Below are 24,193 nucleotides of genomic sequence, written 5' to 3'. Positions count from 1 at the left end.
ATGACTGCACTGAACCTGATCCCTGGCCAACTGAGCCTGTCCCAACTGCGTACTGTCTACCAGCATCCGGTCAAACTGACCCTCGACTACAGCGCCGCCGCTCAGATCGAAGCCAGCGTCGCCTGCGTCGAGCAGATCCTCGCCGAAAACCGCACCGCCTACGGCATCAACACCGGTTTCGGCCTGCTGGCCTCGACCCGCATCGCCAGCGAAGACCTGGAAAACCTGCAGCGTTCGCTGGTGCTGTCCCACGCCGCCGGCGTCGGCCAGCCGATCAGCGATGAGCTGGTGCGCCTGATTATGGTGCTCAAGGTCAACAGCCTCAGCCGTGGTTTCTCCGGCATTCGTCGCGTGGTGATCGATGCGCTGATCGCCCTGATCAACGCCGAGGTTTATCCGCACATTCCGCTGAAAGGTTCGGTCGGTGCATCCGGCGACCTCGCGCCATTGGCGCACATGTCGCTGGTGCTGCTGGGCGAGGGCAAGGCGCGCTACAAGGGTGAGTGGATGGAAGCCACTGAAGCGCTGAAAGTTGCCGGTCTGACGCCGCTGACATTGGCCGCGAAAGAAGGTCTGGCGCTGCTCAACGGTACGCAAGTTTCCACCGCATTCGCGCTGCGCGGCCTGTTCGAAGGTGAAGATCTGTTCGCCGGTGCGCTGGCGCTGGGCGGCCTGACGGTGGAAGCGGTGCTCGGTTCACGCTCGCCTTTCGACGCGCGCATCCACGCCGCCCGTGGCCAGAAAGGCCAGATCGATACCGCTGCCGCTTACCGCGATCTGCTGGGTGAGCGCAGCGAAGTCTCCGACTCGCACCAGAACTGCGAAAAGGTGCAGGATCCGTACTCGCTGCGCTGCCAGCCGCAAGTCATGGGCGCCTGCCTGACTCAGTTCCGTCAGGCCGCCGAAGTGCTGGTGATCGAGGCCAACGCCGTTTCCGACAACCCATTGGTATTCGCGGCCGAAGGCGACGTGATTTCCGGCGGCAACTTCCACGCCGAACCCGTCGCTATGGCTGCCGACAACATGGCGCTGGCCATCGCTGAAATCGGTTCGCTGAGTGAGCGCCGCATCTCGCTGATGATGGACAAGCACATGTCGCAACTGCCGCCGTTCCTGGTGGCCAATGGTGGTGTGAACTCCGGTTTCATGATTGCCCAAGTGACTGCGGCGGCCCTGGCCAGCGAGAACAAGGCCTTGGCTCATCCGCACTCGGTGGACAGCCTGCCGACCTCCGCCAACCAGGAAGACCACGTCTCCATGGCCCCGGCTGCCGGCAAGCGCCTGTGGGAAATGGCCGAGAACACCCGCGGCATTCTGGCAGTGGAATGGCTGGCGGCGGTGCAGGGTCTGGACCTGCGCAACGGCCTGAAAACCTCGAGCAAACTGGAAAAGGCCCGGGGCATCCTGCGTCGCGAAGTACCGTTCTACGAGAAGGACCGTTTCTTCGCGCCGGACATCAATGCCGCGACCGAGCTGCTGGCTTCGCGCACGCTGAATGACCTGGTTCCGGCGAACCTGCTGCCGAGTCTGTAAGTGCCTCATCGCCAACAGGCTGTCTTCCACTCTGCGTGGAGGCCGGCCTGTTGGCGTTTCGATTTTTGCGTCGAATAAAAATAAATAAGGACGAAAAATGCAGCAGTCAGCAAAAGGTTTGAAACGCGGGCTCTCGGCCCGACACATTCGCTTCATGGCCCTGGGATCGGCGATCGGTACCGGGCTGTTCTACGGTTCTGCGTCGGCCATCCAGATGGCCGGTCCTGCGGTTCTGCTCGCTTACCTGATCGGTGGCGCGGCGGTGTTCATGGTCATGCGCGCCCTCGGCGAGATGGCGGTGCACAACCCGGTCGCCGGCTCGTTCGGACAGTACGCCAGCACCTATCTCGGCCCCATGGCGGGCTTCATTCTCGGTTGGACCTACGCGTTCGAAATGGTCATCGTCGGCATGGCCGATGTGACGGCGTTCGGCATCTACATGGGGTTCTGGTTTCCGGAAGTCTCGCGCTGGATCTGGGTGCTGGGCATCGTTTCGGTGGTCGGCGGGCTGAACCTGTGCAACGTCAAAGTTTTCGGTGAAATGGAGTTCTGGCTGTCGTTGCTCAAGGTCGCGGCCATCGTCGCAATGATCCTCGGCGGCTTCGGCATCATGCTGTTCGGCATCAGCACCGCCCCCGGTCAGGTCACCGATATCAGCAATTTGTGGACTCAAGGCGGTTTCATGCCCAACGGCGTGGGCGGTCTGATCGCCTCGTTTGCGGTGGTGATGTTTGCCTTCGGCGGCATCGAGATCATCGGCGTGACCGCCGGTGAAGCCAAGGACCCGCACCGCGTGCTGCCCAAGGCGATCAACGCCGTGCCGATGCGCATCCTGCTGTTCTACGTGCTGACGATGCTGGTGCTGATGTCGATCTTCCCGTGGCAGCAGATCGGCAGCCAGGGCAGCCCGTTCGTGCAGATTTTTGACCACCTGGGCATCAGCTCGGCGGCCACCATTCTGAACATCGTGGTGATCTCGGCGGCGGTGTCCGCGATCAACAGCGACATCTTCGGTGCAGGCCGGATGATGTACGGCCTCGCCCAGCAAGGGCATGCGCCGAAAGGCTTCGCTCGCCTGTCGGTCAATGGCGTGCCGTGGCTGACGGTGATCGTTATGAGCTGCGCGCTGTTGCTGGGCGTGTTGCTGAATTACCTGATCCCGGAAAACGTGTTCCTGCTGATCGCCTCCATTGCGACCTTCGCCACGGTGTGGGTCTGGCTGATGATTCTGTTCACCCAGGTGGCCATGCGTCGTTCGATGACGGCCGAGCAGGTCGCGCAACTGAAATTCCCGGTACCGTTCTGGCCGTATGCACCGATGGCGGCGATTGCTTTCATGTTGTTCGTCTTCGGTGTGCTGGGTTACTTTCCGGATACTCAGGCAGCGTTGATTGTCGGCGTGGTCTGGATCGGATTGCTGGTGCTGGCCTACCTGACATGGGTCAAACCGGCGGCCGGGCAGGCTGCGCGGGTGGCAGGCGATCAGTCGGTTTCTCAGTCCTGACCTGATCGGGAAACATTCCGGGTCCGCATCGCGTTGTCGGGATGCAGGCACCCGGAATCGAATCACAGATGAATCGCAGCAGTTGCTGCGATTTTTTTTCCACTTCGGGGACACCATGGATCGCTTCCAGGAAATGCAGGTTTTCGCGGCCGTTGCGCAGGAACAGGGCTTTTCCGCTGCCGCGCGGCGCTTGGGTCTGTCGGCGGCCAGCGTCACCCGGGCGGTGGCGGCGCTGGAGCAGCGGATCGGTACGCAGTTGCTGATTCGCACCACCCGCAGCGTGCATCTGAGCGAGGCGGGTCAGCGTTACCTGGAAGACTGTCGGAGGATTCTTGCCGAGGTGCAGGAAGCGGAAGACTCCGCCGCCGGCAGCCACACCCAGCCCCGTGGGCAATTGACGGTGACGGCGCCGGTGCTGTTCGGCGAGCTGTTTGTCACACCGGTGATGGCGGGTTATCTGACGCAATACCCGGACGTTTCCATCAACGCCTTGCTGCTGGATCGCGTGGTGAGCATGGTCGAGGAAGGGGTCGATGTGGCGATCCGCATCGGTGAGTTGCCGGACAGCAATCAGCATGCGATCCGGGTTGGCGAGGTGCGCCGGGTGATTTGCGGTTCGCCGGGGTATTTTGCCGTTCACGGTCGGCCAATCCATCCACAGGCACTGGCCGGCGCGCCCGTGGTGGCGACCTCGTCCATCGGGCAACTGCGCAACTGGCCGTTTCTGGAGGACGGTGAACCCCTGGTCGTCCGCCCCGAGCCGCGGCTGGTGGTCACCGGCAATCAGGCGGCAATCACCGCCGCTTGTCTGGGTCTCGGACTAACCCGGGTGCTGTCTTATCAGGTCGCCGGCAAGATCGCTTCCGGGGAGCTGGAAATCGTCCTCGCCGAGTACGAGTTGCCGCCGTTGCCAATCCATGTCGTGTATCAGGGCGGGCGCAAGGCGCCGACCCGGGTGCGCAGTTTTGTCGACTACGCCGTGAACGCCTTGCGCGAACATCCGGCTCTGAAAAACGCGGCGTTATTTCACTCAGAGAAATAATGGATTGCGTTTGCTGGTGATTCTGTTGTTTTCACGATAGGCGGAAGATGGCTGCCACGGTTGTCGTCCATTCCGGGCGACGCAAACGTCCAGCGGAGTCGACCATGCAAGCGATCAAACTCTACAACTTCCCGCGTTCCGGCCACGCCCACCGGGTCGAGCTGATGCTGTCACTGCTGCAATTGCCGACCGAACTGATCTTCGTCGATCTGGCCAAGGGCGAGCACAAACAACCCGAATACCTGGCGATCAACAGCTTCGGGCAAGTGCCGGCCATCGATGACAACGGCGTGGTGCTGGCCGATTCCAATGCAATTCTGGTGTATCTGGCGCAGAAGTACGGCAACGGTCGCTGGCTGCCGAGCGATCCGGTCGGCGCGGCGCGCGTCCAGCGCTGGCTGTCGGCGGCGGCCGGCCCGATTGCCTTTGGTCCGGCGGCGGCGCGGCTGGTCACGGTGTTCGGGGCGACACTGAATGCCGATGAGGCGATCACCCGTGCGCACAACCTGCTCAAGGTGATGGATCTGGAACTGGGCAAGACTCCGTTCCTGGTCGGCAGCGAGCCGACCATCGCCGACGTTTCGGCCTACAGCTACATCGCCCATGCGCCGGAAGGCAATGTGTCGCTGGACGACTACGCCAATGTGCGCGCCTGGCTGGCACGGGTTGAAGCATTGCCCGGTTTCGTCGCGATGCCACGCACCGTTGCCGGTCTGCAAGCCACGGCTTGAGGTTCATCGTCCAGACTACGCCGCTGGCGTGGGGGAGAGGTCGTCATGGAACGTTCACCCTGGCACGCCGGCGAGCGGCAACTGCAAGCGCAGGTCGGTGTTGCCGAGCGCATGGAGGAATTCGGTCGCAAGGTGATTCGCACCTGGATGCCGGATCAGCACCGTCAGTTTTATGAGCAATTGCCGTTCATGCTGTTCGGCGCGGTGGATGCCGATGGTCGTCCGTGGGCCAGCGTGCTGGAGGGCGAACCGGGTTTCGCTCACTCTCCCGAGCCGACGCAATTGCACTTCGACAGCTTGCCCGCTGCCGATGACCCGGCGCAGTTGCAGGACGGCGCGGCGATTGGCCTGCTGGGCATCGAGTTGCACACCCGTCGGCGCAATCGCCTCAATGGCCACATCGGCAATCTTGGCGCGAGCGGTTTCGATTTGACGGTCGATCAGTCCTTCGGCAACTGCCCGCAGTACATTCAGTTGCGCCAATTTCAGCGGGTGCCGCTGACGGATCCGCAAACCCGGCGCGCCGAACACTTCGACGGGCTCGATGACGCGGCAGTCGCAGTGATCGAAACCGCCGACACTTTCTTCGTCGCCAGCTACGTCGATGTCGACGGCGAGCGCTCGGTGGATGTTTCCCACCGCGGCGGCCAGGCCGGTTTCGTGCGGGTGGAAGGCAATCGCCTGACCATTCCGGATTTTGCCGGTAACCTGCATTTCAACACTCTCGGTAACTTGCTGCTCAATCCCCGGGCCGGCTTGCTGTTCATCGACTTTTCCACAGGCGATGTGCTGCAGCTCAGCGGCCGCACCGAGGTCATTCTTGAAGGACCGCAAATCGCAGCCTTCCAAGGCGCCGAGCGGTTGTGGACGTTCGAGGTGGAAAAAGCGGTGCGACGTCCGGGGGCGTTGGCCTTGCGCTGGCGCTTCGACGGCATGTCGCCGACCAGTCTGCTGACCGGCACCTGGGCCCAGGCCGACGCACGTTTGCAGGCCCAGGCTCTGGGTGACAGCTGGCGGCCGCTGCGGGTGGCGCGGATTGAAGCGCAGAGCCGGCACATTCGTTCGTTCTACCTCGAACCCGTGGACGGTGCCGGTCTGCCGGTGTTCCAGGCCGGGCAGCATCTGCCGCTGCGTTTCACCCTCGATGGCGAAGTGTTCATTCGCACTTACAGCCTGTCGGGTGCGCCGTCGGACGACTTCTTCAGGATCAGCGTGAAGCGTGAAGGGCGGATATCGACCCACCTGCACGATCAGGTGCGCGTCGGCGATGTGCTGGAGGCGCGTTCGCCCCAAGGGCATTTCACCGTGGCGCCGCTGGAGCACAGGCCATTGGTGTTGCTGGCAGCCGGGGTTGGCATTACGCCGTTGCTGTCGATGCTGCGCGAGGTGGTGTATCAGGGCCTGCGCACCCGGCGGATTCGTCCGACCTGGCTGATCCAGAGTTCCCGCAGCCTTGCCGACCAGCCGTTTCGCGCGGAACTGGACCGCTTGCTGGAAGACGCCGGCGATGCGGTGCGGGTATTGCGCCTGCTCAGCCAGCCGGAGCCCGATCTGGTGGAAGGCGAGGATTACGACCTGCACGGGCGTATCGACGGTGCCTTGTTGAGGAACCTTATCGACGAATTTGATCAGATCGATTTTGTGCTCTGCGGCCCCGGCGCTTTTACCCAGGGCCTTTACGACATTCTGCGTGAACTGGACGTGCGCGACGACCAGATCCACGCCGAAACCTTCGGCCCTTCGACCCTCAAGCGCCAGGCCGATCCGGACGCCATCGTGATCGAGCAATTGCCGGCCGCCACCACCTCGGTGCCGGTGGTATTCGAGCGTTCGGCCAAGGAAGCACGGTGGCAGCCCGAGGGCGGCAGTTTGCTGGAGCTGGCGGAAAGCCGTGGATTACGCCCGGAGTTCAGCTGTCGCGGAGGATCATGCGGCACCTGCAAGACGCGGCTGATCAGCGGCGCGGTGAATTATCCACAGCCCCCGGCCGAAGTGCCGGAGGAAGGGCAGGTGCTGATCTGCTGTGCGGTGCCGGCGCAAAGTGCCCAGCCGCTGGTGCTGGATCTGTGAAATACCAATTCGCTCTATAGAGGAAATCACCTGCCCAGTAACTTCCACTAAAGTGTTTCTATACATGAAAGCTGTAGCGTGTTTTGTGCTATAAACCTCGTGCTAAAAACGGCAAAAGTATTTGAGGGAGTTTATAGGACAATGCGTATTGTTAGCTTGGAAGCGGCCTTTAGAAAATCCTGTCGTCGACACCCGCATCTCAAACTCTTAGAGTCTCAGTGGCGATTCGACAAAGAGTTGATTTCAAAAGCTCTCCAGAATATCAGTAGCATTTTCCCGCACTACAGTCGTCATGACGCCTCTCATTCAAAACAAATTATCGTAAATATTGAGCGGCTACTTGGCGATAAGATTGAGCACCTTAGCGCTACGGACATGTGGCTGATTTTAGAAGCTGCTTACAATCATGATATAGGTATGGTTGTTACTCATAAACAAATTCAAGATATGGAAAGCCCCGCATTCGCTGAATTTGTTAAAGATATTGCAAAGCAAACTGACGACCCACTCCATGGTTTTGCAGAAAAGTGGATGGCTGAGCAAGCGATAGTTCCAAGTGGGGCAGCAGCCCATGCGTTTTTTAATGAATACATTCAACTTATTGCCGAGTGGTATCGCAGGAAGCATCCTGAAAATTCAGCTAATATTGTTAATGATCCTTTCTATGAAATAGGGCTTGACTCTCCACGCAATGAGCTACTCCCGAAAAGGTTGTTTGGGACTCTTGCTTCTATTTGTAAGGCACATGGGCAAAGTTTCGAAGAAATGATGAGTCTGCCTTTTGCAGAAGCAGGCATGGCTACTGAAGATTGTCACCCTCGTTATGTTGCAGCACTTCTTCGGATGGGTGACTTGCTTGATATAGATGATAATCGTTTTTGCCCTGTTATGATGCGAATGAGTGGAGAAAAACTGCCATCCAGGAGTCACGCGCATTTAGATAAGCATAAAAGCATACGGCATTTTAGATTGAACTCTGAAAGGATAGAGATTGAAGCGATTTGTCCAACGCCGGAATCCTACGTAGTTGCATATGAGTGGTTTGAATGGCTAGAGGCGGAGTATCATAAACAATCTCAGCGATGGCACAAAATAGTACCGTCGAAAAAACTTGGTAGACTGCCAACACTTTCACCTCCAGATGTTTCGCTTGTAAAACCGTACGTTGTGCTAGAGAAAGGAAAGAAACCGGGATTTAATGTTGATCAAGATGAAATTCTGAAATTATTGAGAAGTACAGGGTTGTATTCTTCACGGTTCGAAAGTGTCCGAGAGATCCTGCAAAATGCTGTTGATTCAACTTTGATGTCTATTTGGGTAGAAAATAGAGAGTTTATCAAGGAGACTAATCCGCTTTCAGATACCTTGAGTGAGGTCTATGATAGAAAAAAAATAGATGTTCAGTTTTCTATTAAAGGTACCGATGAACGTCTCTTGAGTATGACTGTTAAGGATAGAGGGGCGGGGATCAGCAAAAATGATTTGAAAACCATATTAAAGGTTGGGGGATCAACTAAAAATAAAACTAAACAAAATTTAGTTGAAAGCATGCCTCAATGGTTTAAGCCGTCAGGTAATTTCGGTATTGGGTTGCAAAGCATATATTTGCTTTCTGATAGTTTTTCAATTACTACAAAAAGTATATTTAGCCATGAGGCTATGAGGATTTGCTTTTCTAAATCAAATGAGAATCCGGTAGTTATCGAAGACCTACCAGCCGACTCTATAGACTACGGTGCAATCATAAAAGTTGATATAGTGGTTGCCCCATTTCCATCTAGAATGAGTGTTCCATTTGGAACGGAGGGCGAGCAGCTGTTGAGAAAGCTAAACGTCTATGATTTTACAGATGAAGAAACGGATCTGAGTGGTTATGAAGAAATAAATTTATTCCGTGCAGTTCATGATTTTAGCAAAGGCAGTCCGATCAAAATCGTTGCTTCAGATGAGATTTTGAGCAAAGAAGGTAGTAAAGAATACTTTAGTAAAAAATATAATACGATTTTATCTAATGTTGAGTTTTTTGATTTCGCATCTGGAAGATTTAAGACTCTTTTTAGAGGTCAAGAATTTAGCGATTTGCATCCGTCGATCCCAATGGTTGCATGTTGTATTGACTATTATGGCTACCAAGCTAGTGATTTTATTTCTTATAATAGGGAAAAAATCCTAAAAGAGGCGAAAGAAAAGGCAGCTGAGGATCTCGTTGGAAGTCTTTTAGAGTATGTAGACAAGTATTTTTTTGAATTTTCACCTGAAGATAAAATATTCGCGGCCGTTTTTTATACATTGAATCAATCCATTGATATGGAGCGGGATAAGTACAGGTCTTACGTGCTTTCGCATTTTATTAAATTTGAAAATCATCAGCCTATGAAGTTGTCTGATGTTTTAGAGTTGGTAAAAAATGGTACGATAAAAAAGTCATCGTGAATTTATCTCATAAAGAAGTTGGTAGATTTTATGGCGATGAAGTATATGTTTGTACGGTGGGGCCGAGGAGGCAAGTTTAAAGCTTGTACTAAAGTTTTTAAATTAAGCAGGTCTGCATTTACAGGAGAGTAGTCAAAAAGATAGCGTGACACCCATAATTTCTTTTTATAAAGATGATGTTTGTCCCTTGGATGCTCAGTCTTTTAAAGATATTTTGACCGGAAAAGGTAATGTCTTTTGGGAGATTGGGAATAGAGTTCTCTTTCCTGTATGGGGAGAGTTTCGGAAGCTAGAGATAGAAAAATCCATTCCTTGGGCAAGAATTATTAGAACTAAGTCTCCAAATGCGGGGTATATGGTTCTTCCAGGGAAATTTGGCGTCAGAGGCGATTCGTTAGAGTTTGATTTAAGTGATAGATTTATTACTTGGGTGCACGGTAATTTGAAGGATAAAAGTGTGATTCGTGCTGATGTTAATGAGTTGTATGTAAAGCTTGTCAGCTATATAGAGCAGATGCTTACTTAAGTAGGTCACTATTTGAATTGCCAAGGTTTCTAATAAGTGGTTTCAGAAACCTTGGTTGAAGGTAGTTTTGCCTTCCACTTAAAAGTTCAGGCGTAGGAAAGCGCCTTTTCCTCCAGCAGCTCCTGATACAGCTGCGTCCACTTGCGGCCCATTTCGTCGGCTGTGAATAACTGCCGGTAACGGGCTTCAGCCTTGACGCCCATTTCGGCGGCGCGAGCCGGGTTTTCCCACAGGGTGCGCATCGCTTCGCGAAACGCCTGTGGATGACTCGGCGGCACCACCAGCCCGGTTTCGTTGTGGATATTGATGTAGCTGGTACCGGTGCCGATCTCGCTGGAGATCATCGGCTTGCCGTACATCGCACCTTCCAGCAGCGAAATGCCGAACGCTTCCGAACGCAGGTGCGACGGGAAGACGATGGCGTAGCTCAGTTGCAGCAGGGCGACCTTGTCTTCATCGCTCACGCGCCCGAGGAAATGGATGTTGCGCAGCCCCAGCGCAGCAGCCTGGGCGTGCAGTTCCTGCTCCAGCGGGCCGGCGCCGACGATCACCACCGGGTAGTCCACGTCTTTCAAGGCATCGAGCAGGATGTGCAGGCCCTTGTAGTAGCGCATTACCCCGACGAACAGGAAGAACTTATCCCCAAGCTGCTGGCGCCAGCGGTTCATGCGCTCGACGTCGGGCTGTGGATAACCGGCCTTGTTCAGGCCGTAGGGGATGACGCGGGTCTTGTCCTGGAACTGCTGCAACACATCGCTGGTGTGCAGGTAGTTCGGCGAGGCCGCGACAATCCGGTCGGCGCTGGCGAGGAAGCGGTTCATCAGCGGACGGTAGAGCTTGAGCAGGTTCTTCTGGCGAATGATGTCCGAGTGGTAGGTCACCACACTCGGTTTGTTCATGCCGCTGGCGAAATGCACCAGGTCCATGAACGGCCACGGGAAGTGATAGTTGATCACGTCGGCTTCCGCGGCCAGTTCGCGAAACTGTTTGAACACGCTCCAGGAAAAACCGGTGGAGGCGAACTGGATGTCGAGCCTGGCGCGATGCACTTCGTGTTGGCCCAGTTGCAGCACCGCCGGCTCGGGATTGGCGCTGAGGGTCAGCACCTGGCCTTCGATACCGTGCAGGGTGCCGCTTTCGCAGAGCTGGAAGATCACTTGTTCGATGCCGCCGACCGAGTCAGGCAGGTACGTCTTGAAAAAATGAAGAACTCGCATTCAACCTCCCAAAGCCTGGCGGTAGGCGCCGGCCGTGGCCTGCGCGCAACGCTTCCAGGAAAAAAGCCGTGCCTGCTGCAATCCGGCTTCCCGGCATGCTTGCCAATGCGCTTGATCGTCGATCAGGCGGTTCAGCGCATCGCGCAGGCCGTCTGCATCGTCAGCTTCAATGTAGTTACCAGCAGCCCCTGCCACTTCCGGCATCGCAGAGGAGCGGGTGACCACCACCGGCGTGCCACTGGCCATCGCTTCCAGTACCGGCAGGCCAAAGCCCTCATACAACGAGGGAAAAACCAGCGCCAGGGCGCCGGCCAGCAATTGCGCCACCTGTTCATCCGGCAAGTAGCCGAGCAGGCACACGTGACCGCTGGCCAAGGCTTGGCGCAATTCGTCACTGAACTGCTCGCGCTGCCAGCCGGCCATGCCGACGATCAACAGCGGGAAGCGCTGGCGCGCGGCTTCGGGCAATAGCGCGTGGGCGCGCAGGGCCAGGCTCAGGTTCTTGCGCGGCTCCAGTGTGCCGACACACAGGAAATACTCCCGTGCCTCCACGGCATGGGCCTTGAGCACTGCATCGATGGCTTGCGGTTCGCGCGGATGAAAACGTTCGGCGACACCCAGGGGCGCGACCACGAAGCGCTCGGCGGGCAGCCCGAAATAGCGTTGGGCTTCGTCGGCGATGGCTTGCGAGTCGGTCAGTATCACCTGCGCCTGCTGGATGCCGTCGGCCAGCCGCCGCTCGATTTCCCTGAGTCGCGCCTGCGGCTGCGTGTCCGGGAAATGCAGGTGCGTCAGGTCGTGCAGGGTGATCACGGTCGGGCCGTCGAAGGCCAGCGGCCACAGGCTCGGTTCGTGGTACAGGTCGATGTCGGTTGTACGACCCTGATCGAAGCGTTTCTGCTCCAGCCAGCGGCGTGCCTGGTAGGCACCGGGGATCTTGCGCAGCATCGGAGTCAGGCGCGAGTAACCGGGCATTGCCGCTTCCGGCAGCTGCGAACTCCAGCCCCAGCCGTGGAACAGCGCCACGTCGATATCGGTCTCGGCGTGCAAGGCGTTCACCAGTTCGGCAACGTAATGGCCGATCCCGGTGCGTGGCGCCTGGAGAATCCGTGCGTTAAGGGCTACGCGCATGGGACCTCGCTTGCGCCGCAGGCGCCTGCAGCACATGGCGTGCGGTGCGCTCGGCCAGTTGCTGACTGGCTTCGCGCCAGCCGATCCATTGCCAGTCGGTCACATCGCGGGCGGCAGGGAATTGGCCGCTGCGCTCGAAGGCCATGACCAGTTCGGCGAGCTGTTGCGGATCGTGCAAATCGAAATAGGCCATGAACTCGCCGCCGATCTCGCGGAACACCGCAATGTCACTGCCCATGGCCGGCAATCCGCGCTGCATGGCTTCCACCAGCGGCAGACCGAAGCCTTCGACGAACGACGGGAACACCAAGGCGCTGGAATGGGCATAGGCGTGTTCCAGGCTGGTGTCGCTCAGGTCGTTGAACATGAACAGGCGCCGGTTCAGTTCGGCGTGGTTTCGCACCCGGGCGAGCAGGGCGTCGCACTTCCAGCCGATGCGTCCGGCGATGCACAGGCGTGCGTTCGAACCGGCTGCCCAGGCGCGTTCGAAGGCATCCAGCAAGTAGTCGTGGTTCTTGCGTGGCTCGATGGTGCTGACCATCAGGAACACCGGCTCCGGTGTGGCGAACAGGCGTTCCAGGCTCGGCTCGACAGCGGCCTCGACGCTCTGCAGATCGAGTTCGGACCCGAGGTGGAAGTAGTCAAACCAGCGTTTCTCGACCTGTGCCGAACCGAGGCGGCGCTGCACTTCCTCGCGAACCTGATCGCGCACCGTGGCGGAAATCGCCAGATAGCCGTCGGCAGTGCGGGTGATCCAGTCGAACCATTCACTGAAAACCTGCACCAGCCGCGTGTCGTAAAACTGCGGGTGGGTCAGGGGAATCAGGTCGTAGATCACTGCGACGATGCCCACGCCTTCGCATTTGAGCCGTTCGGCATGCAGGAAAAAATCCGAGTGCCAGGACGAATCGAGCAACACCAGTTGATCGCCCGGCCGGTGTTGCAAAGGCTCGCAGCGCTGAGGCAACTGATAGCGGTTGACCTGCTCGACCAGCCGCAGCGGAATGCCGAACAGCCCGAAAGAAGTCAGGCGATAGCCGACGTACAGCGCCCGTCGCGTCAGTTTGCTCCGGCAACGGCTGTCGAGGCGCTGATGCCATTGCCAGAAGCGATGGGCCAGCCGTTCCAGGCGCTCGCCGAACGTGACGATGGCGTTGAACAGCGGCGAGTCCAGTGGCGCCAGGCGCGTCACGCGGTACAGCTTGCCCTTGAGCAGGACCACCGGCACACACTCGACCCCTTCAGCGTTCGGCGGCAATTGCTTGATGACGTTGCGCACCACCCGCTGAATGCCCGAATTGACTTTCGGGTGCCGGAACACGTGGGTGCATTCGACCAGCAAGCGAGTCATGGTGCGCGCTCGGTCAATGCAGCGGCGGGGTGGCGGGTGATCGAGGCCTTGGCGTCGAGCCATGAGCAACCGACGAAGTCTTCATGCCGGTTGTTGATTACATGGAATACCAGGCCATAGTCGCGCCACTCGAAGTTGCGATCCAGATGGGAGTCCAGGCGCGACAGACTCAAGGATACCGAGTAGTTGCCCTTGCCCAGTCCCATCACGAAGGCAAAGCGATAGGTCACGCGCTCACCGGCATGCAGGTCCGTCAGCGCCTTGTCCAGGCGATGGGTATTGATGCCATACATCATCTGGCCCAGGCGGTCCTTGAGAATGAAGCCGAGTACCAGCCGTTCGATGTCGCGGCGTACCTCGACCTGCACTTCCAGCACCACTGGCTGGCCGACCTCGGCAGCATCGATGGAGCGATCCTGTTCATCGAGCAGGCGCACCTCGAGAATGGCGGCTTCACCGGTACCGGACACGGTCCGCATTTCGCCACCGGCGAGCTTTTCCTGACGCACGACCTGACCCTCACGCTCGGCCATCAGGGCGTTGTAATAATCGAGCACGGCTTCCGGTTTGTCGTACATGGCCATGTGGCCATCCTTGAGCAGGATGGCCGAATCGCAGATCGACTGGATCGCGAAGCGGTCGTGGGACACGATCAGCAACGTCGTGCCCGCCTTGCGGAAGCTGCGGATGCGCTCGAAGCTCTTGTGCTGGAAGTAGGCGTCACCGACCGACAGCGCTTCGTCGACGATCAAAATGTCCGGTCGCCGCGCGGTGGCGACGCTGAAGGCCAGGCGCATTTGCATGCCGCTGGAGTAGGTGCGGACCGGGTGGTCGATCGCCTCGCCGATTTCTGCAAAATGTTCGATGTCGGGCATCAACGCTTCGATTTCGTCGACTTGCAGCCCCAGCAGTTGCCCGGCCATGACGGCATTCTGGCGGCCGGTGAAGTCCGGGTGAAAACCCATGCCCAGCTCCAGCAATGCGGCGACGCGGCCTTCAGTCTCGATCTTGCCGCAGGTGGGGTGAGTGGTCCCCGTGATCATCTTGAGCAAGGTGCTTTTACCCGCACCGTTGGCACCGACGATGCCCACCGACTCGCCGGCTGCAATCTCGAAGGCCACATCCTGCAGCACCCAGTGCTGGTGGTGGCGCAGGGGGGAGAACGGGATCAGCCATTCGGCCAGGCGGCTCCAGCGGGTCGGGTACTGCTTGTAGGCCTTGCCCAGGCCGGTTACACGAATATGCCCCATCAGAGTTCATCCACCATTTCACCGACACGCCGGCGAAACAGCCGCAGGCCGATCAGGCACATCAACAGCGCGGCGATGAACGTCGGCAGCAGCGAACTCCATACAGGCCAGTGTCCATACAGGAACAGGTTCTGATAGCTGCCGATCAGGTTGGTCATCGGGTTGAGTTGAAGCAGGCGCTGGACCCACTCCGGCAGGATGCTCATCGGGTATACGATCGGGGTCAGCCAGAACCAGAACTGCAGGCAGATGGCAAAGAGCTGTCCGACGTCGCGAAAGAACACATTCAACACGCCGAGAATCATGCCAAGCCCGGCGCAGAACATCATTTGCAGCGCAATCAGGGGAATCAGCGCCAGCAGCGCCATGCCCGGCCAGCGCCCGGTGATCAGCAGAAACCCGAGGAACAGGCCGATGATGATTGCAAAGTTGATCGCCGCGTTGCAGAGCACAATCACCGGCAGACAGATTCTGGGGAAGCTGATTTTCTTCAGCAGATTGGCGTTGTCCAGAAACATGGTCTGGCTGCGCAGGGTGATTTCAGAAAACAGCCCCCAGGCCAGCAGACCGGCGCAGAGGTAGACACTGTAGGCCATGCTGTCATCCACGCCCGGCAAGCGGGCGCGCATGATGTGGGAAAAGATCACGGTGTAAACGATGATCATCGACAGCGGGTTGAACACGGGCCACAAAGCGCCGAGCAGCGAGTTGCGGTAGCGCGATTGAAACTCTCGCTGCACGCTGCCGAGAATGAAACCCCGGTAGTCATGCAGCGAGCGATACAGGGAAAGCAGCATTTAAACCGTCCTGCCGTACTGGTCTTCGAAGCGGACGATATCGTCCTCTCCCAGGTATTCGCCGCTTTGCACTTCGATGATCACCAGATCGATCACGCCGGGGTTTTCCAGACGATGCTTGTGGCCGGCGGCGATGAACGTCGATTCGTTCTTCGCCACCAGGGTCGTGCCGCTGCCGTTGTTGGTGACCTTGGCCATGCCTTCGACCACCACCCAGTGTTCATTGCGGTGATGGTGCATCTGCAAGGACAGCTTGCCGCCAGGCTTGACCACGATGCGCTTGATCTTGAAGCGCGGGCCTTCCTCGAGCACGGTGTAGGTGCCCCACGGACGGCTGACGGTGCGGTGCAGGCGATAGGCTTCGTGGGATTTGTCCTTGAGCTGCTTGGCCACGCGCCGCACATCCTGGGCGCGGTCGGCGTGGGCCACCAGTACGGCGTCGGCGGTATCGATGACGATCAGGTCTTCCACACCCACGGCGGCGACCAGCCGGCCTTCGCTCTGGACGAAGTTGTTGCGGCTGTCGATGAAAATCGCTTCGCCGCTGGCGCGGTTGTTGTCGGCGTCGGCCGGTACCAGCGCGGCGACGGCGCCCCACGAACCGATGTCGCTCCAGTCGAAACCGGCAGGCACGACTGCGACCTTTTCCGAGCGCTCCATCAGTGCGTAATCAATGGAAATGTCGGTGATTTCGGCGAACAACGCCGGAGAGAGTTCCTGTTGCAGGTAACCGGTGGTTTCCAGCGGCTCGCTCGCCGCCATGCAGGCGCGGGTCTGTTCGAGCAGCTCGGGGGCGTGCAGTTGCAGTTCGGCGATCAGGGTCGCGATGGAGAAACAGAACATCCCCGAATTCCAAAGGAAGTTGCCGCTTTCCAGGTAGTGAGTGGCGGTTTGCAGGTCGGGTTTTTCCACGAAGCGCTGCACCTTGGCTGCGCCTTTTGCATCCAGCGGCGCGCCGGTCTCGATGTAGCCGAAGCCGGTTTCCGGGGCGGTCGGCACCACGCCGAAAGTCACCAGATAACCGTCCTTCGCCAGGTTGACCGCGTGTTCGACCGCACGCTTGAGTGCGTCTTCGTCGACGATCAAATGGTCGGCGGGCATCACCACCATGATGGCCGCATCGCCATGCAGGGCTTGCAGCGACAGCGCCGCTGCCGCGATGGCCGGGGCGGTGTTGCGCCCGGTGGGCTCGAGCAGGAAGTGCCCGCGATGCCGGGACAGGCGCGCGGCCTGATAGTGATCCTTGCTCTGGAAGTAGTACTCGCGGTTGGTCACCGTGACGATGTCGCCCCAGCCGTCCAGCAGACCGGCGGCGCGCCGATAGGTCTTGCCCAGCAGCGACTGGCCGTCGGGCAGGGTCATGAACGGCTTCGGATGGCCCTCGCGGGACACCGGCCACAAACGGGTACCGGCACCGCCGGACAGAATCACGGGGATCAGCATGGCCTACTCCTTGGCGACACGTTTCATGTCCGCATCCATCATCATGCGGATCAGGGTGTCCAGGTCGGTCTTCGGTTTCCAGCCCAGCACGCGCTGAGCCTTGGCCGGGTTGCCGAGCAGCACTTCGACTTCGGCCGGGCGGAAGAATGCCGGGTCGATCTTCACGTAGTCGCGGTAGTTGAGACCCACGTGATCGAAGGCGATGCGGCACATCTCGCGCACGGTGGTAGTCACCCCGGTGGCGACCACGAAGTCGTCGGGCTTGTCCTGTTGCAACATCAGCCACATGGCTTCGACGTAATCGCCGGCAAAACCCCAATCGCGCTTGGCGTCGATGTTGCCCAGGGCCAGCTCCTGCTGTTTGCCCTGCTTGATCCGCGCGGCGGCGTCGGTGACCTTGCGGGTCACGAATTCGATGCCGCGCAGTGGCGATTCATGGTTGAACAGGATGCCGCTGCTGGCGTGCAAGTTGAAACTTTCGCGGTAGTTGACGGTGATCCAGTGGCCATAGAGTTTGGCCACGCCGTAAGGGCTGCGCGGGTAGAACGGGGTGTTCTCGTCCTGTTGTTCGGCCTGGATCAGACCGAACATTTCGCTGGTCGATGCCTGATAGAAACGCGTGTGCGGGCTGAACTGGCGGATGGCTTCGAGCAGGTGAGTCACGCCCAGGCCATCGACGATGCCGGTGGTCACCGGTTGATCCCAGGACGCGGCGACAAAACTTTGTGCGGCAAGGTTATACACCTCGTCCGGCGCCGACTTGATGACCGCGCGCTGCACCGAGCAAGCGTCGGCCATGTCGCCGTCCAGGTACACGATGTCGCCTTCAACGCCCATTTCCCGCAGGCGCCAGCGCGAGTCGCTGCTGCGTCGCGCCACCAGGCCGTGAACCTTGTAGCCCTTGTCGAGCAACAGTCTGGCCAGATAGGCGCCATCCTGGCCGGTGATCCCTGTGATCAATGCACTTTTTGTCATTCTTGTCGTACTCGCTTCTCCCAGTCGGACAGGATCGCCCGCAGGGATTGTTGTATAGAGATTTGCGGCGTCCATCCTGTGGTCCGGGCGAGCCGTTGATGGCTGCCGCAGACGCGACGCTGATCGGCGCGGCGCATGCGCGCCGGATCCTGAACCAGTTGCAGCTCGACCTCGGCCAGGTCGCCCATCTGCTCGATGAGGCTGCGAATGCTTTGCTCATGGCCTGAGCAAATGTTGTACACCTGCCCCGGCGTGCCTTTTTCCAGCAGCGCGAAATAGGCCGAGACCACGTCGTCGACGTCGAGGAAATCCCGGGTGACATCGATGTCGCCGACTTCCAGTTGCGGCGCTTGCAGCCCTTGCTTGATGCGGCTGATCTGCCGTGCGGCGCTGGCGATCACGAAGCTGTCTTTCTGCCCGGTACCGATGTGGTTGAACGGACGCGCCACCAGCACCGACCAGCCTTCGCTCAGGCCCCATTGCAGGCTGAGGAATTCGGCGGACAGTTTGCTCACGGCGTAGGGGTTGCGCGGGCAGGGCGGTTGTTGTTCGGTGATCGGCAGTGCGGATTCTTCGACCTGACCGTATACGTCGCCGGAACTGACGTACAGGAACGGGCCCTTGAAGCCTCTGGCCTTGAGCGCCTGCAACAGATTCAGGGTGCCGAGCAGATTGATGTCGAAGGTGCGGGCCGGGTCGCGAAACGCTTCAGGCACGAAGGTCTGACCGGCCAGGTGAATCACGGCGTCAGGCAATTGCGGCCAGAGGTCGGCGAGGCTTTGCGGATCCGTCAGGTCATAAGGTGAAGCGGCAGGCAGCAGTTCCCACGCCGAGTCATCGAGCATCAGGCGCGACTGGATATGTTGTCCCACGAATCCACTGAGACCCGTGATGAACAGACTTCTTTTCAAACAGCGACCCCTTGGTCTTTAACTCTCACCTTTTCCCTCAGGCTTGATTGGGGAATGTCTGTCAGACCGTGTTTAAACTCGGCAGGAAGACGGGTGAAGTCGTTGTTGTATTTGTTTGGCTGCCAATCTGTGCCAATTGCGCAGCAATTTCAACCGGCCAAACCGTGACCGGTCAGTTCTCGTCAGCGTAGCCCGGTTTTTCTCGCCGGGCGGTTCACGAATCCCGAACGGATGTGTTTAGAATGCCCCTCGTCGCAGTTTGCCGAGCGTTGCCAGAGTGGTAGCGCGGCACGGTGAAACTGACCACTAAAACAAGAACGACGACGTGCTTCGGGAGACAGGACGATTGTCGGCCATGCCGACCCGTTCGATGCCTGGCCGTCATAGCGTGAGGCTGCCGGGATGGCGGCCGCACCGTGGGATGCCATGAATTTCATTCTCTACTCGGATGTCAACGACCGCTCCATCAGCCAGAGTCTCGGGCGTCCCGAATACAGCTATTACTTCGTGCTCAAGGCCTATCGCCCGGTACTCGAAAGCCTGGGCCGGGTGCATGTGGTGTCCGCCCGCAGCGAAGTCGATCCACTGTACCGACAGCTGCTCGCTGCCGGCGAAAGCAGTGTGTTCCTGTCCTTCACCCCGCCGCAGAATACCCCGACCGATCTGGAGTGCCCGACGATCTGCGTGATTGCCTGGGAGTTCGACTCCATCCCCGATGAGTCGTGGGACGGTGATCAGCGTCAGGACTGGACACAGATGCTCGCACGGCAAGGCCGGGTCATCACGCTGTCGAGCCACACCGCCCGGGCGATCCGCCGGGCCATGGGCGAAGACTTTCCGGTCCTGGTATTGCCGACGCCGCTGTGGGAAAACTTCGCGGCCATTCGTGAGCAACAGGTCAGCACGCCGATCAACTCCGGAACCACCCTGGCGATCAAGGGCTGCATTTTCGACAGCCGTACGCTGGGGCTCTCTGCCGATGACCTGCTTCCCAAACCACTGACCGCCGAGCAACTGGCCGAGATCGAGGCACGGCGCCCGCCACCCCTGACACTCAAGCGCCGACTGATCATTGCCCGCCATTACCTGCGTCTGTGGGCGTTGAACCCGAGCGATCAACCGGAGCCCATGGCCCGCGTGAAATACCTGCACCACGGCTACTGGGAAGGCTTTCGCGATCTGTTTTCGGACAAGGCCCATGCCTGGCTCGAACGACGTCTGCCGAGCATCGCCGGTCCCCATGAAGTGGCGGTGGAAAAAGCTCCGCCGCTGGATCTGCCGGACACTTCGGCAGTGGTGGAAACCACCGTCAAGGGCGTGGTCTACGTCACCGTGTTCAACCCCAGGGATGGCCGCAAGAACTGGCATCAACTGATCACGGCGTTCTGCTGGGCCTTTCGCGAAACACCTGACGCGACGCTGGTGTTGAAGATCACCCAGAACGATCTGGCGTCCTACTACAGCGAACTGATGACCTTGCTGGCGCAACTGACGCCGTTCGCCTGCCGGGTGCTGGTGATGCATGGCTATCTGGACGATCCGCAATATGCGCGGCTCTACCAGGCCGCCAGTTTTTACGTCAACGCGTCACGTTGCGAAGGCCTGTGCCTGCCGCTGATGGAGTTCATGTCCAGCGGCAAACCGGTGATCGCTCCGGATCACACGGCGATGGAAGACTACATCGACGACGCGGTTGCCTTTGTCGTCAAGTCCAGCGAAGAGCTGACGATCTGGCCCCAAGACACCCGCATCATCTATCGCACCCTGCGTCACCGGCCGGACTGGGGCTCGCTCAAGAGTGCTTACGAGAACAGTTACCGGATGGCCAAGGCGCAGCCGCAGGACTATCGCCGAATGTCGGTCGCCGCCGTCGAGCGCATGCACGACTACTGCGCCTTCGCCCCGGTACAGCAGCGCCTGGCGGACTTCTTCGGCCTGGTGCCAGCAGCTGCCGATGACGCCCCCGTGACGGACAACGCCCCATGTTGATCATCATTCATTCGGAAACCAACCAGCACACCATCGCGCAGAACCTCGGCCGTTCCGAGTACAGCTATTACTTCGTGCTCAAGGAGTACCGCCCGGTGCTCGAGCGTCTCGGACGCGTAGTGGAAGTGGCGGATCCGGCGCGGGAAGTCGATGCGCTGTATCTGGAATGCCTGGCCCGTGGAGAGCCGTGCGTGTTCCTGTCGTTCTCGCCGCCGCACCGCACGCCGGTCCATCTGGCGTGCCCGACATTGCCGGTGTTCGCCTGGGAATTCAGCACCATCCCCAACGAGCCTTTCGACGGCGAGCCACGCAATGACTGGCGCACGGTGCTGCGCGCCTGTGGGGCGGCGATCACTCACTCCAGCTACACGGTCAACGCGGTGCGCGAGGCCATGGGCGCCGACTACCCGATTGTCGCGGTGCCGGCGCCGGTGTGGGACCGCTTTGCCGCCCGGGGCGCCCAGTTGCAAGGCCAGCCCTCGACGGGGCCGGTACGTCTGAAGATCAAGGGGCTGGTGGCCGACAGTCGCCAGCTCGATCTCGACGCCTTCGGTCCAAAGCATTTGCGCCGAGGCAAGGGCATCGACTTCCAGGCGCCGGTTCGTGAGCAGGAGCTGCTGCTGGACGGCGTGGTGTACACCTCGGTGTTCAACCCCGGCGACGGACGCAAGAACTGGGAAGACATGCTCAGTGCGTTCTGCGTGACGTTCCGTGAGGTCGAAGACGCCACCCTGGTGCTCAAGCTCACCCACCACGATGCCGAAGAAGCCCTCAGCGACATCCTTCATCACCTGTACAAAAACCAGTCCTACCGCTGCCGCATCGTGCTGATCTATGGCTACCTCGCGGACGCGGACTACGAGCGACTGGTGCAGGCCACCCGCTACGTGGTGAACACGTCCTACGGCGAAGGCCAGTGCCTGCCGCTGATGGAGTTCATGTCCTGCGGCAAACCGGCGGTGGCGCCGCGTACCACGGCGATGATCGATTACCTGAGCGAAGACAACGCGTTCCTGGTCGAGTCCACGGACGAACTGACCGCATGGCCTCACGATCCGCGCAAGGCGTTCCGCACATTGCGCTACATGACCAACTGGGCGTCGGTCTGCGTCGCCTATCGCAACAGCTATGAGGTCGCGAAACACGATCCGCAGCGATATGCGCAAATGGCCGCCGGGGCGGTCAGCAGCCTGCAGGGATTCTGCAGCCAGGCGGTGGCCGAGCAGCGTTTGCAGGTCTTTCTCGCGCAGTTGTTCGAGCACCGGGCCGCTGCAGACACAACGGTGTCCCGGGCATGAGCGGCAAACGAATCCTGGACATCGAAGTACTGCGGGCGATCGCCGTGCTGGGTGTGCTGATTCATCATATGCAGGGCAGCCTGTTCACCGACCCGGTGCCATTGCTGGAAAAAATCCACGCCTGGGCCCAGCCGTGGTGGGGCGTCGACCTGTTTTTCGCCATCTCCGGGTTTGTCATCGCCCGCAGCCTGATCCCGGCGCTGCGAGGCTGTTCGACCCGCCAGGAATACTGGGAGCAGACGCGCAACTTCTGGCTGCGCCGGGCCTTCCGTCTGTTGCCGTCGGCCTGGTTATGGCTGGCGCTCATGCTGCTCGCGTGCGTGTTTCTCAATCACTCCGGGGCTTTCGGCACGCTGCCCGCCAACCTGCAAGCGACGCTGGCGGGCGTGTTGCAATACGCCAACTTCCGCTTTGCCGACAGCTTTTTTCATTACGAGTACGGCAGCAGTTTCGTGTACTGGAGCCTGTCGCTGGAAGAGCAGTTCTATCTGCTGTTCCCGCTGCTTATTCTGGTGTGCCGCAAGCATCTGGTCTGGGCGTTGCTGGCGCTGGTCGCGGTGCAACTGTTCACCCTGCGCACGCCGATACTGATGGTGATCCGTACCGATGCGCTGGCCCTCGGCGTGTTGCTGGCAATGTGGAGTGTGCAGCCGTCCTGGCGGCGATGGGAGCCGACCTTCCTGCGTCGTCCGTGGGCCGGTGTGACTGCGCTGATTGTGCTGGCGCTGCTGTTGAGCTACATGGCCACCGACCGTTTCACCTTCGCCTCTTACCGGATCGGCTCGATTGCCGTGCTTGGCGCACTGCTGGTATGGATCGCTTCGTACAACCGCGATTACCTGCTGCCGGCCGGTAGAGTGCAGCGGCTGATGGCATGGATCGGCAGCCGCTCCTACGGTATGTATCTGATCCACATCCCGGCCTATCAACTGGTGCGGGAACTGATCTTCCGATTGCAGAGTGCCGGTCTGCCGAGCCCGGCGGGGCATCCGGTCGTGACGCTGCTGATTGCCGGTGGCCTGATCGTGCTGCTCAGCGAGCTGAATTATCGTTTCATCGAAATGCCGATGCGCAATCGCGGCGCCGCCCTGGTGCGGCGTCTCGGTACATCGCGCAACGCCGTCCCATCCTCTGGAGCCACCTCATGCTGAGCCTTTTGAAGAAACTCACGGCGCCGACGTCCGTCCCGGTAGCCGCGCAGCCTGCTGCGGACAAAGTCGATCCGTATATGCTCGGCCTGCACGATGCGATGCTTAGCGGTTGGTTCAACCAGGAGACCGGTGAACTGTACAAGGACTTTCCGGTGAGCGCCGATGACACGTTGCTGGACGTCGGTTGTGGCGACGGTGGCAACGTGCATTTCTGTGGCATGCGCGGGGCGAAAATCATCATTGCCGACATCGACGGCGCCAAGGTTGAATCCACCCGCCAGCGCTTGAGCGACACCCCGGCCCGCGGCGTCGAGTGCCACGTCACCGACTGCAACCCGCTGCCGATCGCCGATGGCACCGCCACGCGCGTGGTGTCCACTGAAGTCATCGAACACGTCGATGACCCGGCACAGTTCCTTGCCGAACTGGTACGTGTCGGCCAGTCGGGTGCGCTGTACCTGCTGAGCGTGCCGCACCCCAGCTCCGAAGATTTGCAGAAAGACATCGCCGCACCGGAGTATTTCCAGAAGCCCAACCACATTCGCATCATCAGTGAAGAGCAGTTCAAGGCGATGGTCAGCGAGGCCGGGCTGGAGATCATCAGCCACAGCCAGTACGGGTTTTACTGGTCGATGTGGATGATGCTGTTCTGGGAGGCCAAGGTCGAATTCAGCAACCCGGATCATCCGCTGCTCAACCATTGGGCCGAGACCTGGCAAGCAGTGCTCGACTCGCCGCGCGGCGCGCAGATCAAGCAGGCACTGGATGCGGTGGTGGCGAAAAGTCAGGTGATCATCGCCCGCAAGCCCTGAACGCTTTTGTGTAACCTTGCAGCCTGATG

General features: G+C 59.4%; 19 protein-coding genes. 11 read left to right on the top strand and 8 right to left on the bottom strand.

Annotated features, from left to right (window positions below; all coding sequences use genetic code 11):
- From hutH to CAG02_RS29485, 7 genes are all read left to right on the top strand, one after another.
- Positions 1-1,533 (top strand): histidine ammonia-lyase, encoded by a 1,533-nt coding sequence (hutH, locus tag CAG02_RS07650; RefSeq protein ID WP_085708746.1) that lies wholly within the window; start codon positions 1-3, stop codon positions 1,531-1,533.
- Between the two features lie 97 nt (positions 1,534-1,630).
- Positions 1,631-3,037 (top strand): amino acid permease, encoded by a 1,407-nt coding sequence (locus tag CAG02_RS07645; RefSeq protein ID WP_085708747.1) that lies wholly within the window; start codon positions 1,631-1,633, stop codon positions 3,035-3,037.
- A gap of 115 nt (positions 3,038-3,152) precedes the next feature.
- Positions 3,153-4,079, top strand: a complete 927-nt coding sequence (locus CAG02_RS07640) for a LysR family transcriptional regulator (protein WP_085709246.1) — start codon at positions 3,153-3,155, stop codon at positions 4,077-4,079.
- 104 nt (positions 4,080-4,183) lie between these two features.
- Positions 4,184-4,810, top strand: a complete 627-nt coding sequence (locus tag CAG02_RS07635) for a glutathione S-transferase family protein (protein ID WP_085708748.1) — start codon at positions 4,184-4,186, stop codon at positions 4,808-4,810.
- Positions 4,811-4,855: 45 nt separating this feature from the next.
- Positions 4,856-6,880, top strand: a complete 2,025-nt coding sequence (locus CAG02_RS07630; RefSeq protein WP_085708749.1) for a pyridoxamine 5'-phosphate oxidase family protein — start codon at positions 4,856-4,858, stop codon at positions 6,878-6,880.
- A 141-nt stretch (positions 6,881-7,021) separates the two neighbouring features.
- Positions 7,022-9,313, top strand: a complete 2,292-nt coding sequence (locus CAG02_RS07625) for an ATP-binding protein (protein ID WP_085708750.1) — start codon at positions 7,022-7,024, stop codon at positions 9,311-9,313.
- A gap of 145 nt (positions 9,314-9,458) precedes the next feature.
- Positions 9,459-9,839 (top strand): hypothetical protein, encoded by a 381-nt coding sequence (locus tag CAG02_RS29485; RefSeq protein WP_139831830.1) that lies wholly within the window; start codon positions 9,459-9,461, stop codon positions 9,837-9,839.
- Positions 9,840-9,925: 86 nt separating this feature from the next.
- Here CAG02_RS29485 and CAG02_RS07620 read toward each other — a convergent pair whose 3' ends face one another.
- Genes CAG02_RS07620 through CAG02_RS07585 form a run of 8 tightly spaced genes read right to left on the bottom strand, consistent with a single transcriptional unit; the run spans position 9,926 to position 18,914 of the window.
- Positions 9,926-11,056 (bottom strand): glycosyltransferase family 4 protein, encoded by a 1,131-nt coding sequence (locus tag CAG02_RS07620; RefSeq protein WP_085708751.1) that lies wholly within the window; start codon positions 11,054-11,056, stop codon positions 9,926-9,928.
- A complete protein-coding gene (locus tag CAG02_RS07615) occupies positions 11,057-12,187 on the bottom strand; it encodes a glycosyltransferase family 1 protein (protein ID WP_085708752.1) in 1,131 nt (376 codons plus the stop codon).
- The gene (locus CAG02_RS07610) at positions 12,171-13,538 is read right to left on the bottom strand and encodes a glycosyltransferase family 1 protein (RefSeq protein ID WP_085708753.1); all 1,368 of its coding nucleotides are present in this window, start codon (positions 13,536-13,538) and stop codon (positions 12,171-12,173) included. Before CAG02_RS07610 ends, CAG02_RS07615 begins: the two co-directional genes overlap by 17 nt.
- Positions 13,535-14,788 (bottom strand): ABC transporter ATP-binding protein, encoded by a 1,254-nt coding sequence (locus CAG02_RS07605; RefSeq protein ID WP_085708754.1) that lies wholly within the window; start codon positions 14,786-14,788, stop codon positions 13,535-13,537. The genes CAG02_RS07610 and CAG02_RS07605 overlap by 4 nt, the downstream gene beginning before the upstream one ends.
- On the bottom strand, positions 14,788-15,585 hold the full coding sequence (locus tag CAG02_RS07600) for an ABC transporter permease (RefSeq protein ID WP_085708755.1): 798 nt from the start codon (positions 15,583-15,585) through the stop codon (positions 14,788-14,790). Before CAG02_RS07600 ends, CAG02_RS07605 begins: the two co-directional genes overlap by 1 nt.
- Entirely contained in the window at positions 15,586-17,028 is a 1,443-nt protein-coding gene (locus CAG02_RS07595; protein ID WP_085708756.1) for a mannose-1-phosphate guanylyltransferase/mannose-6-phosphate isomerase, read from the bottom strand.
- A 3-nt stretch (positions 17,029-17,031) separates the two neighbouring features.
- Positions 17,032-18,003, bottom strand: coding sequence for a GDP-mannose 4,6-dehydratase (gene gmd / locus CAG02_RS07590; RefSeq protein WP_085708757.1), 972 nt, complete (start codon positions 18,001-18,003; stop codon positions 17,032-17,034).
- Positions 18,000-18,914 (bottom strand): GDP-mannose 4,6-dehydratase, encoded by a 915-nt coding sequence (locus CAG02_RS07585; protein ID WP_085708758.1) that lies wholly within the window; start codon positions 18,912-18,914, stop codon positions 18,000-18,002. Before CAG02_RS07585 ends, gmd begins: the two co-directional genes overlap by 4 nt.
- A gap of 426 nt (positions 18,915-19,340) precedes the next feature.
- Here CAG02_RS07585 and CAG02_RS07580 point away from each other — a divergent pair, with 426 nt between their 5' ends.
- The 4 genes from CAG02_RS07580 to CAG02_RS07565 are packed head-to-tail and all read left to right on the top strand — an operon-like array spanning position 19,341 to position 24,164.
- Positions 19,341-20,903 (top strand): glycosyltransferase, encoded by a 1,563-nt coding sequence (locus tag CAG02_RS07580; RefSeq protein WP_256576829.1) that lies wholly within the window; start codon positions 19,341-19,343, stop codon positions 20,901-20,903.
- Positions 20,897-22,201, top strand: a complete 1,305-nt coding sequence (locus CAG02_RS07575; RefSeq protein ID WP_085708760.1) for a glycosyltransferase — start codon at positions 20,897-20,899, stop codon at positions 22,199-22,201. Before CAG02_RS07580 ends, CAG02_RS07575 begins: the two co-directional genes overlap by 7 nt.
- Positions 22,198-23,352, top strand: a complete 1,155-nt coding sequence (locus CAG02_RS07570) for an acyltransferase (protein WP_085708761.1) — start codon at positions 22,198-22,200, stop codon at positions 23,350-23,352. Before CAG02_RS07575 ends, CAG02_RS07570 begins: the two co-directional genes overlap by 4 nt.
- Complete coding sequence (locus CAG02_RS07565) at positions 23,346-24,164, top strand: class I SAM-dependent methyltransferase (protein WP_085708762.1); 819 nt, start codon at positions 23,346-23,348, stop codon at positions 24,162-24,164. The genes CAG02_RS07570 and CAG02_RS07565 overlap by 7 nt, the downstream gene beginning before the upstream one ends.
- Positions 24,165-24,193: the final 29 nt, after the last annotated feature.

Source organism: Pseudomonas sp. R43(2017) (assembly GCF_002112345.1).
In the GTDB taxonomy this organism is placed as follows: Bacteria; Pseudomonadota; Gammaproteobacteria; order Pseudomonadales; family Pseudomonadaceae; genus Aquipseudomonas; species Aquipseudomonas kribbensis.
This window is presented reverse-complemented; position numbering and strand designations above follow the sequence as displayed.

Bases quoted from the DNA above. Each gene is read 5' to 3' on its own strand.
- hutH (WP_085708746.1), top strand. From the start codon at position 1: ATGACTGCACTGAACCTGATCCCTGGCCAACTGAGCCTGTCCCAACTG.
- CAG02_RS07645 (WP_085708747.1), top strand. From the start codon at position 1,631: ATGCAGCAGTCAGCAAAAGGTTTGAAACGCGGGCTCTCGGCCCGACAC.
- CAG02_RS07640 (WP_085709246.1), top strand. From the start codon at position 3,153: ATGGATCGCTTCCAGGAAATGCAGGTTTTCGCGGCCGTTGCGCAGGAA.
- CAG02_RS07635 (WP_085708748.1), top strand. From the start codon at position 4,184: ATGCAAGCGATCAAACTCTACAACTTCCCGCGTTCCGGCCACGCCCAC.
- CAG02_RS07630 (WP_085708749.1), top strand. From the start codon at position 4,856: ATGGAACGTTCACCCTGGCACGCCGGCGAGCGGCAACTGCAAGCGCAG.
- CAG02_RS07625 (WP_085708750.1), top strand. From the start codon at position 7,022: ATGCGTATTGTTAGCTTGGAAGCGGCCTTTAGAAAATCCTGTCGTCGA.
- CAG02_RS07620 (WP_085708751.1), bottom strand. From the start codon at position 11,056: ATGCGAGTTCTTCATTTTTTCAAGACGTACCTGCCTGACTCGGTCGGC.
- CAG02_RS07615 (WP_085708752.1), bottom strand. From the start codon at position 12,187: ATGCGCGTAGCCCTTAACGCACGGATTCTCCAGGCGCCACGCACCGGG.
- CAG02_RS07610 (WP_085708753.1), bottom strand. From the start codon at position 13,538: ATGACTCGCTTGCTGGTCGAATGCACCCACGTGTTCCGGCACCCGAAA.
- CAG02_RS07605 (WP_085708754.1), bottom strand. From the start codon at position 14,788: ATGGGGCATATTCGTGTAACCGGCCTGGGCAAGGCCTACAAGCAGTAC.
- CAG02_RS07600 (WP_085708755.1), bottom strand. From the start codon at position 15,585: ATGCTGCTTTCCCTGTATCGCTCGCTGCATGACTACCGGGGTTTCATT.
- CAG02_RS07595 (WP_085708756.1), bottom strand. From the start codon at position 17,028: ATGCTGATCCCCGTGATTCTGTCCGGCGGTGCCGGTACCCGTTTGTGG.
- gmd (WP_085708757.1), bottom strand. From the start codon at position 18,003: ATGACAAAAAGTGCATTGATCACAGGGATCACCGGCCAGGATGGCGCC.
- CAG02_RS07580 (WP_256576829.1), top strand. From the start codon at position 19,341: ATGAATTTCATTCTCTACTCGGATGTCAACGACCGCTCCATCAGCCAG.
- CAG02_RS07575 (WP_085708760.1), top strand. From the start codon at position 20,897: ATGTTGATCATCATTCATTCGGAAACCAACCAGCACACCATCGCGCAG.
- CAG02_RS07570 (WP_085708761.1), top strand. From the start codon at position 22,198: ATGAGCGGCAAACGAATCCTGGACATCGAAGTACTGCGGGCGATCGCC.
- CAG02_RS07565 (WP_085708762.1), top strand. From the start codon at position 23,346: ATGCTGAGCCTTTTGAAGAAACTCACGGCGCCGACGTCCGTCCCGGTA.